This is a genomic window from Nocardioides sp. TRM66260-LWL (assembly GCF_020075545.1).
Lineage (GTDB): Bacteria > Actinomycetota > Actinomycetes > Propionibacteriales > Nocardioidaceae > Nocardioides.
Map to the genome: position 1 here is coordinate 1,030,640 of NZ_JAIQZK010000001.1, position 15,642 is coordinate 1,046,281.

The 15,642-nt window shown below is 75.5% G+C and carries 17 protein-coding genes; all 17 read left to right on the forward strand.

The genetic code is table 11. The annotated features are described in order from the left end of the window. Positions 1-9 precede the first annotated feature (9 nt). A complete protein-coding gene (gene ruvX / locus K8Z61_RS04905; protein ID WP_224127057.1) occupies positions 10-498 on the forward strand; it encodes a Holliday junction resolvase RuvX in 489 nt (162 codons plus the stop codon). Beyond that, positions 495-1,661: an endolytic transglycosylase MltG gene (mltG, locus tag K8Z61_RS04910; protein ID WP_224127059.1), complete on the forward strand. Its 1,167-nt coding sequence runs from the start codon at positions 495-497 to the stop codon at positions 1,659-1,661. The genes ruvX and mltG overlap by 4 nt, the downstream gene beginning before the upstream one ends. 7 nt (positions 1,662-1,668) lie before the next feature. After that, positions 1,669-2,475 carry a shikimate dehydrogenase gene (locus K8Z61_RS04915; RefSeq protein ID WP_224127060.1) on the forward strand — a complete coding sequence of 269 codons (807 nt, stop codon included), beginning with the start codon at positions 1,669-1,671 and terminating at the stop codon, positions 2,473-2,475. Positions 2,476-2,479: 4 nt separating this feature from the next. Next, positions 2,480-3,202: a prepilin peptidase gene (locus K8Z61_RS04920; protein WP_224127061.1), complete on the forward strand. Its 723-nt coding sequence runs from the start codon at positions 2,480-2,482 to the stop codon at positions 3,200-3,202. Between the two features lie 75 nt (positions 3,203-3,277). After that, on the forward strand, positions 3,278-4,456 hold the full coding sequence (gene aroC, locus K8Z61_RS04925) for a chorismate synthase (protein WP_224127062.1): 1,179 nt from the start codon (positions 3,278-3,280) through the stop codon (positions 4,454-4,456). A gap of 7 nt (positions 4,457-4,463) precedes the next feature. After that, positions 4,464-4,985: a shikimate kinase gene (locus K8Z61_RS04930; protein WP_224127064.1), complete on the forward strand. Its 522-nt coding sequence runs from the start codon at positions 4,464-4,466 to the stop codon at positions 4,983-4,985. Beyond that, the gene (gene aroB, locus K8Z61_RS04935; RefSeq protein WP_224127065.1) at positions 4,982-6,148 is read left to right on the forward strand and encodes a 3-dehydroquinate synthase; all 1,167 of its coding nucleotides are present in this window, start codon (positions 4,982-4,984) and stop codon (positions 6,146-6,148) included. The genes K8Z61_RS04930 and aroB overlap by 4 nt, the downstream gene beginning before the upstream one ends. After that, positions 6,145-6,585 (forward strand): type II 3-dehydroquinate dehydratase, encoded by a 441-nt coding sequence (locus K8Z61_RS04940; RefSeq protein WP_224127067.1) that lies wholly within the window; start codon positions 6,145-6,147, stop codon positions 6,583-6,585. The genes aroB and K8Z61_RS04940 overlap by 4 nt, the downstream gene beginning before the upstream one ends. A gap of 260 nt (positions 6,586-6,845) precedes the next feature. After that, complete coding sequence (locus K8Z61_RS04945; protein ID WP_224127069.1) at positions 6,846-7,739, forward strand: SIMPL domain-containing protein; 894 nt, start codon at positions 6,846-6,848, stop codon at positions 7,737-7,739. A 95-nt stretch (positions 7,740-7,834) separates the two neighbouring features. After that, positions 7,835-8,398 (forward strand): elongation factor P, encoded by a 564-nt coding sequence (gene efp / locus K8Z61_RS04950; protein WP_224127071.1) that lies wholly within the window; start codon positions 7,835-7,837, stop codon positions 8,396-8,398. Beyond that, positions 8,398-8,838 (forward strand): transcription antitermination factor NusB, encoded by a 441-nt coding sequence (gene nusB / locus K8Z61_RS04955; RefSeq protein WP_224127072.1) that lies wholly within the window; start codon positions 8,398-8,400, stop codon positions 8,836-8,838. The genes efp and nusB overlap by 1 nt, the downstream gene beginning before the upstream one ends. 49 nt (positions 8,839-8,887) lie before the next feature. After that, on the forward strand, positions 8,888-10,330 hold the full coding sequence (locus K8Z61_RS04960; protein ID WP_224127074.1) for an NAD(P)/FAD-dependent oxidoreductase: 1,443 nt from the start codon (positions 8,888-8,890) through the stop codon (positions 10,328-10,330). Position 10,331: 1 nt separating this feature from the next. Further along, positions 10,332-11,501 carry a MalY/PatB family protein gene (locus K8Z61_RS04965; protein ID WP_224127076.1) on the forward strand — a complete coding sequence of 390 codons (1,170 nt, stop codon included), beginning with the start codon at positions 10,332-10,334 and terminating at the stop codon, positions 11,499-11,501. A gap of 87 nt (positions 11,502-11,588) precedes the next feature. After that, positions 11,589-12,149, forward strand: coding sequence for a bifunctional pyr operon transcriptional regulator/uracil phosphoribosyltransferase PyrR (gene pyrR, locus K8Z61_RS04970; RefSeq protein WP_224127078.1), 561 nt, complete (start codon positions 11,589-11,591; stop codon positions 12,147-12,149). After that, positions 12,149-13,078: an aspartate carbamoyltransferase catalytic subunit gene (locus K8Z61_RS04975; RefSeq protein ID WP_224127080.1), complete on the forward strand. Its 930-nt coding sequence runs from the start codon at positions 12,149-12,151 to the stop codon at positions 13,076-13,078. The genes pyrR and K8Z61_RS04975 overlap by 1 nt, the downstream gene beginning before the upstream one ends. Further along, positions 13,078-14,382 carry a dihydroorotase gene (locus tag K8Z61_RS04980; protein WP_224127082.1) on the forward strand — a complete coding sequence of 435 codons (1,305 nt, stop codon included), beginning with the start codon at positions 13,078-13,080 and terminating at the stop codon, positions 14,380-14,382. Before K8Z61_RS04975 ends, K8Z61_RS04980 begins: the two co-directional genes overlap by 1 nt. A gap of 200 nt (positions 14,383-14,582) precedes the next feature. Continuing rightward, positions 14,583-15,602, forward strand: coding sequence for an NADPH:quinone reductase (locus K8Z61_RS04985; RefSeq protein WP_224127084.1), 1,020 nt, complete (start codon positions 14,583-14,585; stop codon positions 15,600-15,602). The last annotated feature ends 40 nt before the right edge of the window (positions 15,603-15,642 follow it).

Below are 15,642 nucleotides of genomic sequence, written 5' to 3' on the forward strand. Positions count from 1 at the left end.
GGCGACGCGGTGCGTCACGGCACACGGCTCGGACTCGACCCCGGCGACGCCCGCATCGGCGTCGCCCGCAGCGACCCGTCCGGCATGCTCGCCACGCCGGTCGAGACGGTGCGGCGCGGCAAGGGCGATCTCGCGCGCCTCGGACGCATCCTGCGCGACATCGCCGCGGACGCGGGCGCCGAGGAGCCGGCCGACGTCGTCGTCGAGATCGTCGTGGGCCTGCCCCGCTCGCTCGCCGGCGGCGAGGGACCCGCGGCGCTCAAGGTCCGCGACTTCGCCGCGACGGTCGCCGCCCGGGTCGCGCCGATCCCGGTGCGGCTGGTCGACGAGCGGCTCACGACCGTCAGCGCGGAGGCTATGCTCCGCGACCAGCGCAAGGGGGCGCGTCGTCGCGAGGTCATCGACCAGGCCGCGGCGGTGCTGATCCTGCAGCACGCGCTCGACACCGAACGCGCCACCGGCATCGCGCCCGGCGAGACCGTGGAGGCACCCGCATGAGCAGTCCCGAGCACGAGCCCGAGGACGTCGGGCTGGCGATGCTCCCGGTCGGTCCGCGTGCCGGAGCAGGCCGGCGCCGGCGGCGACGCTCGCGGCTGCCGGTGCTGCTGCTGGTGGTGGCGCTGCTCGTCGTCCTCGGCGGCGGGCTCTACGTCGGCGGCAGCCGCGTGGTCGACGCGATCGGCAGCCGTCTGGGCGGCGGCGACGACTACGCGGGCCCGGGCTCGGGCTCCGTGGAGATCGAGGTCCGCCGGGGCGACTCCGCGACCGCGATCTGCCGCACCCTGGCGAAGGCCGACGTCGTGGCCTCGGTCGACGCCTGCGTCTCGGCCGCGGACGCCAACCCCGACGCGCTCGGCATCCAGGTGGGCACCTACGCGCTGCGCTCGCAGATGAAGGCGTCCGACGCGATCGCGGTGCTGGCGGATCCCGCCAACATCGTGGCGAGCCGGGTGACGGTGCCCGAGGGCCTGACGGTCGAGCAGACCGTCGCGATCCTGGTCAAGGCCACCAAGGTGTCGAAGGCCGCCTTCGAGCGCGAGCTCGCCCGGCCCTCGGGGCTGGGCCTGCCCTCGTACGCCGACGGGCCCGAGGGCTACCTGTTCCCCTCCACCTACTCCTTCCCGCCGAAGGCCACGGCCCGACAGATGCTGCGCGCGATGGTGGCGCGGTGGCGCCAGGCGGCCGACGAGGTCGACCTCGAGGCCAGCGCGAAGCGCAACGGCCTCACGCCCGCCGAGCTGATGACGGTCGCGAGCCTGGTCGAGGCGGAGGGTCGCGGCGACGTGATGCCCAAGATCGCCCGGGTCGTCTACAACCGGCTCGAGACGACCGGCCCGCCGACCAACGGGCTGCTGCAGATCGACGCCACGGTCAACTACGCCCTGAAGCGCTCGCTCGTCGCGGTGCCGTCGGCCGCCGACCTGCGGGTCGACAGCCCGTACAACACCTATCGCAACCCGGGGCTCCCGCCGGGGCCGATCGAGGCCCCGGGCGACGAGGCGCTCGCGGCGGCGGCGCGGCCGGCGTCGGGGGACTGGCTCTTCTACGTGACGACGAACCTCGCGACCGGCGAGACCAAGTTCACCCGGGACTACCAGCAGTTCCTCGCCTACAAGGCCGAGCTGCGGCGCTACTGCGCGACGCAGTCCGACCGCTGCTGAGGCCGTCGTGCGCTGCGCCGTCCTGGGTGATCCGATCGCTCACTCGCTCTCGCCGGTGCTGCACCGCGCCGGCTACGCGGCCGCCGGTCTCGACTGGGCCTACGAGGCGGTCCGCGTCGACGAGGCGGGCCTGCCGGGCTTCCTCGCCGGGCTCGACGACGGGTGGCGCGGGCTGTCGCTGACCATGCCGCTGAAGCGGGCCGTGCTGCCGCTGGCGACGCGGGTCGGCGAGCTCGCGCGGCTCGCCGGCGCCGCCAACACCCTGGTGCTCGTCGACGGCGAGCGGCACGTCGACAACACCGATCTCCCGGGAGCCATGGCGGCGATCGCGGAGCGCTACGACGGTCCGCTGGAGTCGGTGGCCGTGCTCGGCGGCGGTGCGACGGCGGCCTCGATCGGGCTCGCGACCGTGATGCTCGGCGCCCGCGAGGTGGTCGTCCTGGCGCGCCGGCCCGACCGTGCGGCGGAGACCGTGGCGGCGATCGCGGCCCATCCGTCGGCGCCGCGGGTCGAGGCGCGCCCGCTGGACGACGTGCCGCGCGCCGACGCGCTCGTCTCCACCGTCCCGGCCGAGGCCCAGACGCCCGAGCTGGTCGCCCGGTGGGGCGCGGCCCCGCTGGTCTTCGAGGCGCTCTACGAGCCGTGGCCGACGCCCCTGGCCCGCGCCGCGTCCCTGGGCGGCGCGGCCCTGGTGAGCGGCCTGGACCTCCTGGTGCACCAGGCCGCGCTTCAGTTCACCGCCTTCACCGGGCTCGCGGCGCCCCTGGCGTCGATGCGCGCCGCCGGCGAGGCGGCCCTGGCCGAGCGGGGCTGAGCCGGTGGACCCCGCCACGACGGCGGTCGGCGTCGCCGGCGTCCTCGGCTGCGGGCTGGCGGGCCTGGCCGCGCCGGCGCTGGTCGTCCGGCTGCCCGACCCGTCCCCGTCCCCCTCTTTGCCGGCCGACGAGGAGCCGCCGCCGACCTACGCCGAGGTGGCCACCGAGCCCGGCCTCGCTCGGCGGGCGGCGGCGTGGGGCGTGGGGGCCGCGGCGCTGGTGGTGCTCACGGTGCCGTCCGGCTGGCCCTGGCTGCTGTGGCTGCCGCTGGTGCCGGTGCTCGTCACGCTCGCCCTGGTCGACGCCCGGACGCGGCTGCTGCCGCGCGCGGTCGTGCTCCCGGCCACCACCTGGGCGCTGGGCGTGCTCCTGGTGGAGGGCGCCGTCACCGGCGACGCCCGCCGGCTGCTCGTGGCGGTGGCGTGCGGGCTGGTGGCGCGCTCGGTCTTCTGGCTCCTGTGGTGGCTGCGGTCGGCCGGCCTGGGCTTCGGGGACGTGCGGCTCGTGGCGGTGCTGGGGCTGCTGCTCGGTCGGCTCGGACCGGCCGAGACCCTCACCGGCCTCTACCTCGCCTTCCTCGTGCTCGGCGTGCCCGGCCTGGCCCTGGCGCTCGTCCGGCGCGACCGGTCGCTGCTGCGCCGGGCCCGGCCGTTCGGTCCCGCCCTGGTCGTCGGCACGCTCCTCGGGCCGGCCGTCGGACCGGTCCTCGCCGCGCTGCTGGGCTGAGCCGAGCCGCCGGCGGGGGTCTCGCCACCGCTCACCCGCGACGTCGCGCCGTGGTGCGCATGGGAGGATGCAGCCATGCTGCGTTGGCTCACTGCGGGCGAGTCCCACGGCCCGTCCCTCGTCGCCGTGCTCGAGGGCCTGCCGGCCCACGTGCGCATCACCACCGACGACATCGCCGACTCGCTGGCTCGGCGTCGGCTCGGCCACGGGCGCGGCGCGCGGATGAAGTTCGAGCAGGACGCCGTGACGATCTCCGGCGGCGTGCGGCACGGCGAGACCCAGGGCGGTCCGGTGGCGCTGATCGTCGGCAACACCGAGTGGCCGAAGTGGGAGAAGGTCATGTCGGCCGACCCGGTCGACGCCGACGAGCTGGCCGCGCTGGCCCGCAACGCGCCGCTGACGCGACCGCGCCCCGGACACGCCGACCTCGCCGGCATGCAGAAGTACGACTTCGACGAGGCGCGGCCCGTCCTCGAGCGCGCGTCCGCCCGCGAGACCGCCGCCCGCGTCGCGCTCGGGCGCGTGGCGTCCAACTTCCTCGAGCAGGCGGTCGGCGCCCGGATCGTCAGCCACGTCGTCGAGCTCGGCGGGGTGCCGGCGCCGAAGGGCCTCGTCCCGGCCGCCGACGACGTCGAGCGGCTCGACGCCGACCCGGTGCGCTGCCTGGACCCCGAGGCGAGCGCCGCGATGGTCGAGCGGATCGAGCAGGCGCACAAGGACGGCGACACGCTCGGCGGCGTCGTCGAGGTCGTCGTGCACGGGCTCCCGCCGGGCCTCGGCTCGCACGTCCACTGGGACCGCCGGCTCGACGCTCGCCTGGCCGGCGCGCTCATGGGCGTCCAGGCGATCAAGGGCGTCGAGGTCGGCGACGGCTTCGAGCTCGCGGCCACCCCGGGCTCCCTGGCCCACGACGAGATCGAGCCGACGCCCGAGGGCATCCGACGCACGTCGGGCCGCTCCGGAGGCACCGAGGGCGGCATGACCACCGGCGAGATCCTGCGGGTGCGGGCGGCGATGAAGCCGATCGCCACCGTGCCGCGCGCCCTGCGCACCGTCGACGTCAGCACCGGTGAGGCGGCCGTGGCCCACCACCAGCGCTCCGACGTGTGCGCCGTCCCGGCGGCCGGCATCGTCGCCGAGGCGATGGTGGCGCTGGTGCTGGCCGACGCCGTGCTCGAGAAGTTCGGCGGCGACTCGGTGGGGGAGACGCGGCGCAACGCCGAGGCCTACCTCGCCGCGCTCGCGTACCGGTGAGCCGGGCATGACCGCGCCTCGCGCGGTGCTCGTCGGCCCGATGGGCGCCGGCAAGACCACCGTCGCCTCGCTGCTGGGCGCGCGCTGGGGCGTCGCGGTGCGCGACACCGACCACGACGTGGAGGCGACCGAGGGACGCAGCGTCGCCGACGTCTTCGTGGAGTCGGGCGAGGCGCGCTTCCGCGAGCTCGAGCGGGACGCCGTCGCCCGGGCCCTGCGCGAGCACGACGGCGTGCTGGCGCTCGGCGGCGGCGCGGTGCTCGATCCGGCCACCCGCGAGGCGCTCGTCGGGCACCGCGTGGTGTTCCTGCGGGTCGGCCTCGCCGCGGCGGCCGAGCGCGTCGGGCTCGGCGCCTCACGGCCGCTGCTGCTCGGCAACGTGCGGGGCCGGATCAAGCAGCTGCTGGACGAGCGGACCCCGGTCTACGAGGCCGTCGCGACGGTGGTCGTCGACACCGACGGCCGGACGCCCGACGCCGTGGCCGACGCCGTGGCCGCCGCCCTGGACGAGCTCGAGGAGACACCATGACCGCGTCGACCGCCGGAGCCGCCGGAGCCACCGGAGCCGCCGCAGCGACCGTCCTGCCCGTCGGCGGGGCCTCGCCCTACGACGTGATCGTCGGTCACGGCGTCAGCGCGCGGGTCGTCGACCTGCTGGGCGACGCCCCGACCCGGGTCGCGCTGGTCGTCGGCGAGCCGCTGCGCGCCCTCGCGGCGCCGGTGCTGGCGGCGCTGGAGGAGCGCTACGCCGTCACCGTGCTCCCGGTGCCCGACGGCGAGTCCGCCAAGACGGTGTCCACGGCCGCCGCGTGCTGGGAGGCCCTCGGCGAGGCCGGCTTCACCCGCTCGGACGCCGTCGTGACCTTCGGCGGCGGGGCGACCACCGACCTCGGCGGGTTCGTCGCAGCGAGCTGGCTGCGCGGCGTCCGGGTCGTCCACGTGCCGACCACCCTGCTCGCCATGGTCGACGCGGCCGTCGGCGGCAAGACCGGCGTCAACACCGGCGCGGGCAAGAACCTCGTCGGCGCCTTCCACGAGCCCGCCGGCGTGCTCTGCGACCTCGCGCTGCTGGCGTCGCTGCCGCGCGCCGAGCTGGTGGCCGGTCTCGGCGAGGTCGTGAAGTGCGGCTTCATCGCCGACCCTGCGATCCTCGACCTGGTGGAGGACGCCGCCGTCGAGACGATCCTCGACCCCGCCGGCCCGGTGCTGCGGGAGCTCGTCGAGCGGGCGATCGCGGTGAAGATCGACGTCGTCGTGGGCGACCTCAAGGAGGCCGGCGGCAGCGAGGCCACGGGCGGTCACCCCGGCCGGGAGGCGCTCAACTACGGCCACACCCTCGCCCACGCGATCGAGCGGGCCGAGCACTACGGCATCCGGCACGGCGAGGCGGTGGCGATCGGCTGCGTGTACGTCGCCGAGGTGGCCTATCGGGTCGGGCTGATCGACGAGGCGACCCTGACCCGCCACCGCTCGGCCTTCGGCCGGGTCGGCCTGCCGGTGGGCTACGCCGCCGCGCCGTTCGAGGACCTGCTGGCGACGATGCGCGTGGACAAGAAGTCGCGCGGGTCGCGACTGCGGCTGATCGTCCTGGCCCAGGACGGCGAGACGCTTCGTCCGCGGGTGCTGGCGGGCCCCGACGAGCAGGTGCTGGTCGACGCCTACGCCGCGCTGGCGCCGGGAGCCCCGGCATGACGCGCGCGCTGGTGCTGAACGGCCCGAACCTCGGGCGCCTGGGACGCCGCCAGCCGGAGATCTACGGCACGACGACCCACGCCGAGCTCGTCTCGCTGTGCGAGGGATGGGGTCGCGAGCTGGGGCTCGAGGTGGAGGTGCGGCAGACCAACCACGAGGGCGAGCTGCTCGACTGGCTCAACGACGCCGCCGACGACCGGACGCCCGTCGTCCTGAACGCCGCTGCCTGGACCCACTACTCGTACGCGATCTACGACGCCTGCGCCCAGCTCGAGGCGCCGCTGATCGAGGTGCACCTCAGCGAGCCGCTCCAGCGGCCGGAGGTCTTCCGTCACACCTCCGTCGTCACGCCCCACGCGGACCGGGTGATCGCCGGGCTCGGCGTCGAGGGGTACCGACAGGCCCTGGTCGCGATCGCGGAGCTGCTCGGGGTGTGAGGCCCGCCCGGGCCGTCGCCCGCGGGTCGCCGAGGTCGGCGGACTCGATCGGGGGCGATCTGGTCAGGGGAACCTGGACGTTGTCAGGGGAAACTTCACCTGACAACGTCCGGTTTCCCCGGATATCCGGGGAAACCTGCGCACTCGAGGGGCCCCTGAGGCGGAGGAGGCGGAGCGTGACCGCGCCGGGAACCGGACCACACCGAGGCGCGTCCGACCCCCGAGCGCCGGCGCCCGACCGGCGCCGGAGAGGCCCCACGATGAGCTCCGCCCCGATCCCGCCCACCCCGGGCAACCCCACCGCGCCCGGCGCCACCCCGGCCGGCCCCACCGCGCCGGCGTCCCGCATCGGCGCCCCGATCCTCGCGCTCGCGGCGGCCGTGCTGGTGCTGGCCGTCGCGCTGGCCTACGTCCTCGGGGGCGGGGGAGGAGCGGCCGTGGCCGCCCCGACGCCCGCGACGCCCCTGACGCCCGCGGCGGCGTCCGACTCCCTCGCCGGCCAGGCGCGCACCCTCACGATGACGGGCCGCGGCGAGGCCACCGTCGTGCCCGACCAGGTGCGCTTCGACGTCGCGGTCTCGCTCGTGCGTGACGACCTGGCCACGGCGCTCGACGCGGCGGGGAGCCGCCTGCAGCAGGTCACGAACGCGGTGCGCCGCGCCGGCGTCCAGCGCTCGGACGTGCAGACCGCCGGCCTGGACATGGACCCGGAGTACGACTACGCCGGACGCACGCCGCGCCTGGTCGGCTACCGGGTGACGCAGCGCGCCACCGTGCTGGTGCGCGAGCTGCGCCGAGGCGGTCGGGCGGTGACCGAGGCGGTGGCCGCGGGCGGCGACGCGGTGCGCGTGAGCGGTCTGCGACTCCAGGTCTCGGACCCGAGCGCGGCGCAGGAGCGGGCGCGCCGGGCGGCCGTGGCCGACGCGACGGCGAAGGCCGAGCAGTACGCCGCGGCGACCGGCCAGGGCCTCGGCCGCGTGCTGACCCTGCGCGAGGCCTCCGCCGCCGCGCCCCGGGCCGTGGTGCCGCAGGCCTCCTACGCCCTCGACCGCCTGGCCTTTGCGCGCGACGTCGACCTGCAGATCCGCGCGGGCAAGGACGACGTGGCGGTGCGCGTCGAGGTCGTCTGGGAGTTCGGAGCCGCCTCCCAGTAGGCTGCGCTGTCGGCCGTCACCGCCCGCGCGCCCCCGTGGCCCAGCGCGGGCGGGGCCGACCCCCGATCCCGCGAGAAGAAGGCTGACACGCGCGCATGGCAACGACGAACGACCTCAAGAACGGCATGGTCCTCAACATCGACGGTCAGCTCTGGGCCGTCGTGGAGTTCCAGCACGTCAAGCCGGGCAAGGGCCCCGCGTTCGTGCGCACCAAGCTCCGCAACGTCGAGTCGGGCAAGAACGTCGACAAGACCTTCAACGCCGGCACCAAGGTCGAGACCGCCACGGTCGACCGCCGCACGATGCAGTACCTCTACAACGACGGCTCGAGCTTCGTGTTCATGGACGTCCAGAGCTACGACCAGATCGAGGTCGCCCCCGAGATCGTCGGCGACGCCGCGAACTTCATGCTCGAGAACCAGGAGGCGATCGTCGCCACCAACGAGGGCCGCGTGCTGTTCATCGAGCTGCCCGCCTCGGTCGAGCTGCTCGTCACCTACACCGAGCCCGGCGTGGTCGGCGACTCCGCCACCGGCCGCACCAAGCCCGCCACCCTCGAGACCGGCCACGAGATCCAGGTGCCGCTCTTCGTCAACCAGGGCGAGAAGGTCAAGGTCGACACCCGCGACTCCTCCTACCTGGGCCGCGTCAAGGCCTGATGGCCGACGCCCAGGACCGCAGCCCGGGTCGCGTCTCGGCCCGCACCAAGGCGCGCAAGCGAGCCCTCGACCTGCTGTTCGCCTCGGAGATGCGGGGCGAGTCGGCGGTCGAGGCGCTCGAGCGGGCGATCGCCGACGGCGAGGGCCCGACGAACCCCTACACCGGCGTCGTCGTGCGCGGCGTCGTCGAGCACGCCGCCCGCATCGACGAGCTGCTCGCGCAGTACGCGCAGGGCTGGACGCTGGCCCGCATGCCCGCGGTCGACCGCAACGTCCTGCGCATCGGCGTCTGGGAGCTCCTGTGGGCCGAGGACCTGCCCGAGGGCGTGGCGGTCAGCGAGGCGATCTCGCTGACCCGCGACCTCTCCACCGACGACAGCCCGCAGTTCGTCAACGGCGTGCTCGGCGCGATCCAGCGCGATCGGGCCCAGCTCGTCTAGCACCCCGCCGGGTCTGGGACGACCGGCCGCGGACTGACAGGGTGGCGCCATGAGCGTCGACGCCCGCCCCCCGTCCGAGCAGTCCGAGCAGTCCCAGCAGTCCAGGGACGTCGAGCAGGTCGACGTCGTCGTCGTCGGGCTCGGCCCCGGCGGCGAGGCGCTCGCCACCGCGGTCGCGCAGGCCGGGCTGAGCGTCGTCGCGATCGACAAGCACCTGGTCGGTGGCGAGTGCCCGTACTACGGCTGCGTGCCGACCAAGATGATGGTGCGGGCCTCCGACGCCCTCGCCGAGGCCCACCGGGCGGGCGAGCTGGCCGGCGAGGTGAGCGTCACCCGCGCCTGGACGCCGGTGGCGGAGCGGATCGCCGCCCAGGCCACCGACCACTGGGACGACCGCGTCGCCGTCGAGCGGCTCGAGGACGCCGGCGCCACGGTGCTGCACGGCGTCGGACGCCTGGCCGGGCCGGGCCGCGTCGACGTCGAGCTCGCCGACGGCGGCACGCGCTCGTTCGCGGCCGGTCGCGGCGTGGTGCTCAACCCCGGCACCCGGCCGGCCGTGCCGCCGGTGCCGGGCCTGGCCGACGTCCCGCACTGGACCAACCGCGAGATCGTCCGCGCCACCGAGCTGCCCGGCTCGCTGATCGTCGTCGGCGGCGGCCCCATCGGCGCCGAGATGGCCCAGGTGATGAGCCGGTTCGGCGTGCGCGTCACGATCGTGGAGGTCGGCGAGCGGCTGCTCGGCCCGAGCGAGCCGGAGGCCGGCGAGCTGCTGGGCGAGGTCTTCGCCCATGAGGGGATCCGGGTGGTCACGCGGGCCACGATCGCCTCGGCGTCGGTCGACGACGCGGACGGCTCGATCGTGCTCGACCTCGGCGAGGAGACCCTGCGCGCGGAGAAGGTGCTCGTGGCCGCGGGTCGCACCCCGAACCTCGACGACGTGGGCCTGGAGACCGTCGGCCTCGACCCCACCGCGCGGCGCCTCGACGTCGACGACCGCATGCGGGTCGCCGGCGTCGAGGGCCTCTGGGCGATCGGCGACGTGGTCGGCCACGGCGCCTTCACCCACGTCTCGATGTACCAGTCGGCGATCGCGCGCCGCGACCTGCTCGGCCAGGACGGTCCGCCGGCGCGCTACCACGCGCTGCCGCACGTCACCTTCACCGACCCCGAGGTCGGCGGCGTCGGCCTCACCGAGCGGGCCGCGCGCGAGGCGGGCCTGACGGTGCGCACCGCCTCGACGCCGCTGGAGCAGTCCTCGCGCGGCTTCACCCACGGACCCGGCGCCCAGGGACTGATCAAGCTCGTGGCCGACGCCGACCGCGGCGTCCTGGTCGGGGCGACGGCGATGGGTCCCGCGGGCGGGGAGATCCTCGGCCTGCTGGCGCTCGCGGTGCACGCCGAGGTGCCGCTGGAGACCCTCGGCACGATGATCTACGCCTACCCGACGTTCCACCGCGCGATCGAGACCGCGGTCGGCGAGCTGCTGGGCTGAGGTGACCGTCCTGCCCGAGGCCCCGGACGCGCTGGTCCGCGACCTGACCGACGAGGAGGCCCGCGCGGCGCTGGTGTGCAAGTGGGGGCTCGTCGCCCCCGACGTGCTCCCGGCCTGGGTCGCGGAGATGGACTACGCGCTCGCCGAGCCGATCGTCGGGGCCCTGCAGCGGGCGGTCGCGCAGGGACGCACCGGCTACCCGGCGTTCGTCGAGGGCGGGCCGCTGGGGGAGGCCTATGCGGGCTTCGCGCAGCGGCGGTTCGGGCACGCGGTGGATCCCGAGCGGGTGATCGCGACGGTCGACGTCACCGCCGGCGTCCGACTCGCGCTGGACGTCGTCGTGCCGCCGGGCCCGCTGGTGCTGCCGGTGCCGGCGTACCGCCCGCAGCTCGCGCTGGCCGGCATCTGCGGACGCGAGCGCCGCGACCTCCTCGTCGACCCGGCGGCCGAGCGCGCCGAGCTCGACCTCGACGCGCTCGAGGCGCACTTCGCGGCGGGGGCGCGAGTGCTGCTCCTGACGCAGCCGCACAACCCGTGGGGCCGCGTGTTCACCCGCGCCGAGCTCGAGGCCGTGCGCGACGTCGTGACGCGCCACGGGGGCTGGGTGGTCAGCGACGAGATCCACGCGCCGCTGACCCTCGACGGACGGCCCCACGTGCCCTACCTCTCGCTCGAGGGCACCGCCGAGCACGCCGTCGCGGTGGTCGCGGCGTCGAAGGCCTTCAACGTGGCCGGCCTGAGGTGCGCGCAGCTGGTCGCCGCCGATGCGGGGATCGCCGAGCGGCTGGTCCGCACCGAGATGGCCCGCAACGACTCCTGGTCGGTGCTGGGCGTCGAGGCCTCGATCGCGGCCTACGCCGAGGGCGACGCCTGGCTCGACGCCCTGCGTCACCGACTCGCCGCGATGCGCGACCTGTTCGTCGCCGAGCTCGCCCGCGAGCTGCCGCAGGCCCGGATGCGTCCGCTCGAGGCCACCTACCTCGCCTGGGTCGACCTGCGGGCCTACGGCCACGACGACCCCGCCGCCCGCGCGCTCGACGTCGGCCGGCTGCGGGTCAACGCCGGCCACGACTTCCACCCCGGCCTCGCCGGGCACGTCCGGGTCAACCTCGCGACGAGCGCGGAGCGGGTGCGCGAGATCGTCCGCCGGCTCGCGCTGGCGCTGCGCTGAGGGCTGCTGGCGCGACGCGACGTGCGCGCTAGGGTGAGCGCCGTCGTCCTTTAACGAGCCGTCCCGTGAGGCGGAGAAGGAGATCCGATGAGCACGCCCTCCGGCTCGCCGCCGCAGGAGCCCGCCGGCCGCGTCGTCCTCGACGCCCGCGACATCGCCCGGGCCCTCACCCGCATCTCGCACGAGATCCTCGAGCGCAACAAGGGGGCCGAGGGTCTGGTGCTGCTCGGCATCCCGACCCGTGGGGTGGGGCTCGCCGAGCGGATCGCCGCCCGGCTCGCCGAGACCGAGGGCGTCGAGGTGCCCGTCGGCTCGCTGGACATCACGCTCTACCGCGACGACCTGCGCCGCCAGCCGGCCCGCGGGCCGCAGCCGACGTCCCTGCCGGCCGGCGGCATCGACGGCCGGACGGTCGTGCTGGTCGACGACGTCCTGTACTCCGGTCGCACCGTGCGGGCGGCGCTCGACGCGATGAACGACCTCGGGCGTCCCGACGTCGTCCGGCTCGCGGTGCTCGTCGACCGCGGGCACCGCGAGCTGCCCATCCGCGCCGACCACGTCGGCAAGAACCTGCCCAGCGCCCGCACCGAGCGCGTGATGGTGCGGCTGCAGGAGACCGACGGCCAGGAAGGCGTGTGGATCAGCTGATGGAGCGGCACCTGCTCTCGATCGACGACCTCTCCGTCGATGACATCACCACCTTGTTCGCGACCGCCGCCGAGATGCACGACGTGCAGCGCCGCGAGGTCAAGAAGCTGCCCGCGCTGCGCGGTCGCACCGTGATCAACCTGTTCTTCGAGGACTCCACGCGCACCCGCTCGAGCTTCGAGATCGCCGGCAAGTGGCTCTCGGCCGACACCATCAACATCACCGGCAAGGGATCCTCGACCTCGAAGGGCGAGAGCCTGCGCGACACCGTGCTCACGATCGCCTCGATGGGCGTCGACGCGCTCGTCATGCGCCACCACGCCAGCGGGGCGGCGCACCAGGTGGCGCAGTGGATCGACGCGGCGGTGATCAACGCCGGCGACGGCACGCACGAGCACCCCACCCAGGCGCTCCTCGACGCGTACACGCTCACGCGCCGCCTCGGCTCGCTCGAGGGACGCCACGTGGTGATCGTGGGCGACCTCACCCACAGCCGGGTCTTCCGCAGCAACATCGGGTGCCTGACCCGGCTCGGGGCGCGGGTCACCGTCGTCGCGCCGCCGACGCTGATGCCCAGCGGCGTGGCGGCCTGGTCGGCCGCGGACGGGTTCGCGACGTCCTACGACCTCGACGAGGTGCTGCCCACCGCCGACGCGGTGATGATGCTGCGGGTGCAGCGGGAGCGGATGAGCGGCGGCTTCTTCCCCTCGCCCCGCGAGTACGCCGTCGGCTACGGGCTGACCCGCGACCGGCTCGCGACCCTCGGCCCCGACGTCCCGATCTGCCACCCCGGCCCGATGAACCGCGGCCTGGAGATCGCCGCCGACGCCGCCGACGCCGCGCAGTCGGCGATCCTCGAGCAGGTCTCGGCCGGCGTCGCGATCCGCATGTCCGTGCTCTACCACCTGCTCGCCGGGGAGGCCTCCTGATGACCGACGTGACCCTCCTGCGCGCGGCCCGTCCGCTCGGCGGGCTCCCCGCCGACCTGCTCCTCGCCGACGGCGTCATCGCCGAGGTGGGCGCCGCCGGCACGGTCGACGCCCCGGACGGGGCCCGTGTGGTCGACGCCGAGGGCCTCGTCGCGCTCCCGGGCCTGGTCGACCTGCACACCCACCTGCGCGAGCCCGGCCGCGAGGACGCCGAGACCGTGCTGAGCGGCTCGCGCGCGGCCGCGCTGGGCGGGTTCGCCGCGGTGCTCGCCATGGCCAACACGAGCCCGGTCACCGACACCGCCGAGGCCGCGGAGCGCGTCCACGACCTCGGCCGGGCCGCGGGGCTGGTCGACGTCGTGGCGGTGGGCGCCGTCACCAAGGGCCTCGCCGGCGAGGAGCTCGCCGAGCTGGGGCTGATGGCGCGCTCGCGGGCCGGCGTCCGGGTCTTCTCCGACGACGGCCGCTGCGTGGCCGACGCCCGCGTCATGCGCCGCGCGCTGGAGTACGTCAAGGCGTTCGGCGGCGTGATCAGCCAGCACGCGCAGGAGCCGTCGCTGGCCGGGCCGAGCTCCTGCTGCCACGAGGGCGAGCTGTCGGGGCGCCTCGGGCTGCCGGGGTGGCCGGGGGTCGCCGAGGAGGTCATCGTCGCTCGTGACGTGATGCTCGCCCGGCACACCGGCTCGCGGGTGCACGTCGCCCACGTCTCCACCGCGGGCAGCGTCGAGGTCGTGCGCTGGGCCAAGGCGCAGGGCATCGCCGTCACCGCGGAGGTGACGCCGCACCACCTGCTGCTCACCACGGACCTGCTTGCGGGCTACGACCCCACGTTCAAGGTGAACCCGCCGCTGCGGCCGAGCGAGGACGTCGAGACGCTGCGCGCCGCCCTGGCCGACGGCACGATCGACGCGGTCGCGACCGACCATGCGCCGCACGCCCGGCACGACAAGGAGCACGCGTTCGTCGACGCCGCCTTCGGGATGCTCGGCCTGGAGACCGCGCTGCCGGTCGTCGCGACCGTGATGGTCGGCACCGGGCTGCTCGACTGGGCCGGCGTGGCGCGGGTCATGTCGACCAGCCCCGCCCGGATCGCCGGGCTCGACGACCACGGCCGCGACCTCGTCGTCGGCGCCCCGGCGACCGTCACGCTCGTCGACCCCGACGCGTCGGTCGTCGTCGACCGCGACGCGTCGGCGTCGCTCTCGCGCAACAACCCCTGGCACGGACGCACGCTCACCGGCGCGGTGCGGGCCACGTTCCTGCGGGGCCGGGCCACGGTGCTCGACGGGGCGCTCGCGGGCTGAGGGCGGCGGGGCCGGCTGGGACGCCGTGCGCCGCGGTGCGCCGCGCCAGGGTCGGCGCGCTGTGTACATGAAACTGGCGCCTGGACGATGAAGTTTCAGCGTGCAGCCGCCAGTTTCATCGGTCAGCCGATGAAACTGCACGAGAGCCCCGCCCACCCCGCCAGGGGAACACGAGGCCCAGCGACCGACGTTGCGCCGACATGCGTGCCGTCGTCTACCGCCACACCGGTCCCTCGTCCGTGCTCGAGCTCGTCGAGCGTCCCGAGCCGCAGGCCGGGCCGGGGGAGGTCCTGGTGCGGGTGGTCCGCGCCGGGGTGAACCCCACGGACTGGAAGTTCCGCGCCGGCATGATGTCCGGCCACGACGAGGTGAGCCCCGGCCAGGACGGCGCGGGCGTCGTCGAGGCCGTGGGCGAGGGCGTCGAGCACGTGGCGCCGGGCGACCGCGTCTGGCTGCTCCTGGCCCAGCACGGCCGGCCCTACGGCACGGCGACCGAGCTCACCGTCCAGCCGTCCGAGCGGGTGGTGCCGCTGCCGGACAGCGCGTCGTTCGACCTCGGCGCCAGCCTCGGCGTCCCGTTCGTCACCGCGCACCGGCTGCTCACCTCCGGCGACGTCGCCCGCCTGTCCCCGGGCTCGCTGCACGGTCGGACGGTGCTCGTCGCCGGCGGGGCCGGCGCCGTCGGCAACGCCGCGATCCAGCTGGCCCGGTGGGCCGGCGCGACCGTCGTCACGACCGTGAGCGGCCCGGAGAAGGCGCGACTGGCCGAGGCCGCCGGCGCCCACCACGTCGTCACCTACACCGACGGCACGGCCGACGAGGTCGCCCAGCGGATCCTCGCCGTCGCGCCCGACGGCGTCGACCTCGTCGCCGAGGTCGCGCCCGCGCAGAACGTCGCGCTCGACCTCGCCGTCACGCGGGTGCATGGCACCGTCGCGGTCTACGCCAACAACGGCGGTGACGACCTCGTCCTGCCCCTGCGCGCCACCTTCAGCCGCAACCTGCGCTGGCAGTTCGTCATCCTCTACACCCTCGACCCGCACCTGCTGCAGGCCGCGATCGAGGACCTCACCGCCGCCATCGGCGACGGCGCGATCGGCGTCGGTGAGGAGGCCGGCCTCCCGCTGCACCACCGACCGCTGGCGCAGACCGCCGAGGCCCACGACGACGTCGAGGGCGGCGCCGTCGGCAAGGTGCTGATCGACGTCGCCGAGGCGTGATCCGCTCCTGATCAGCTCCTGATCCGTTCGCGGGCCGCCC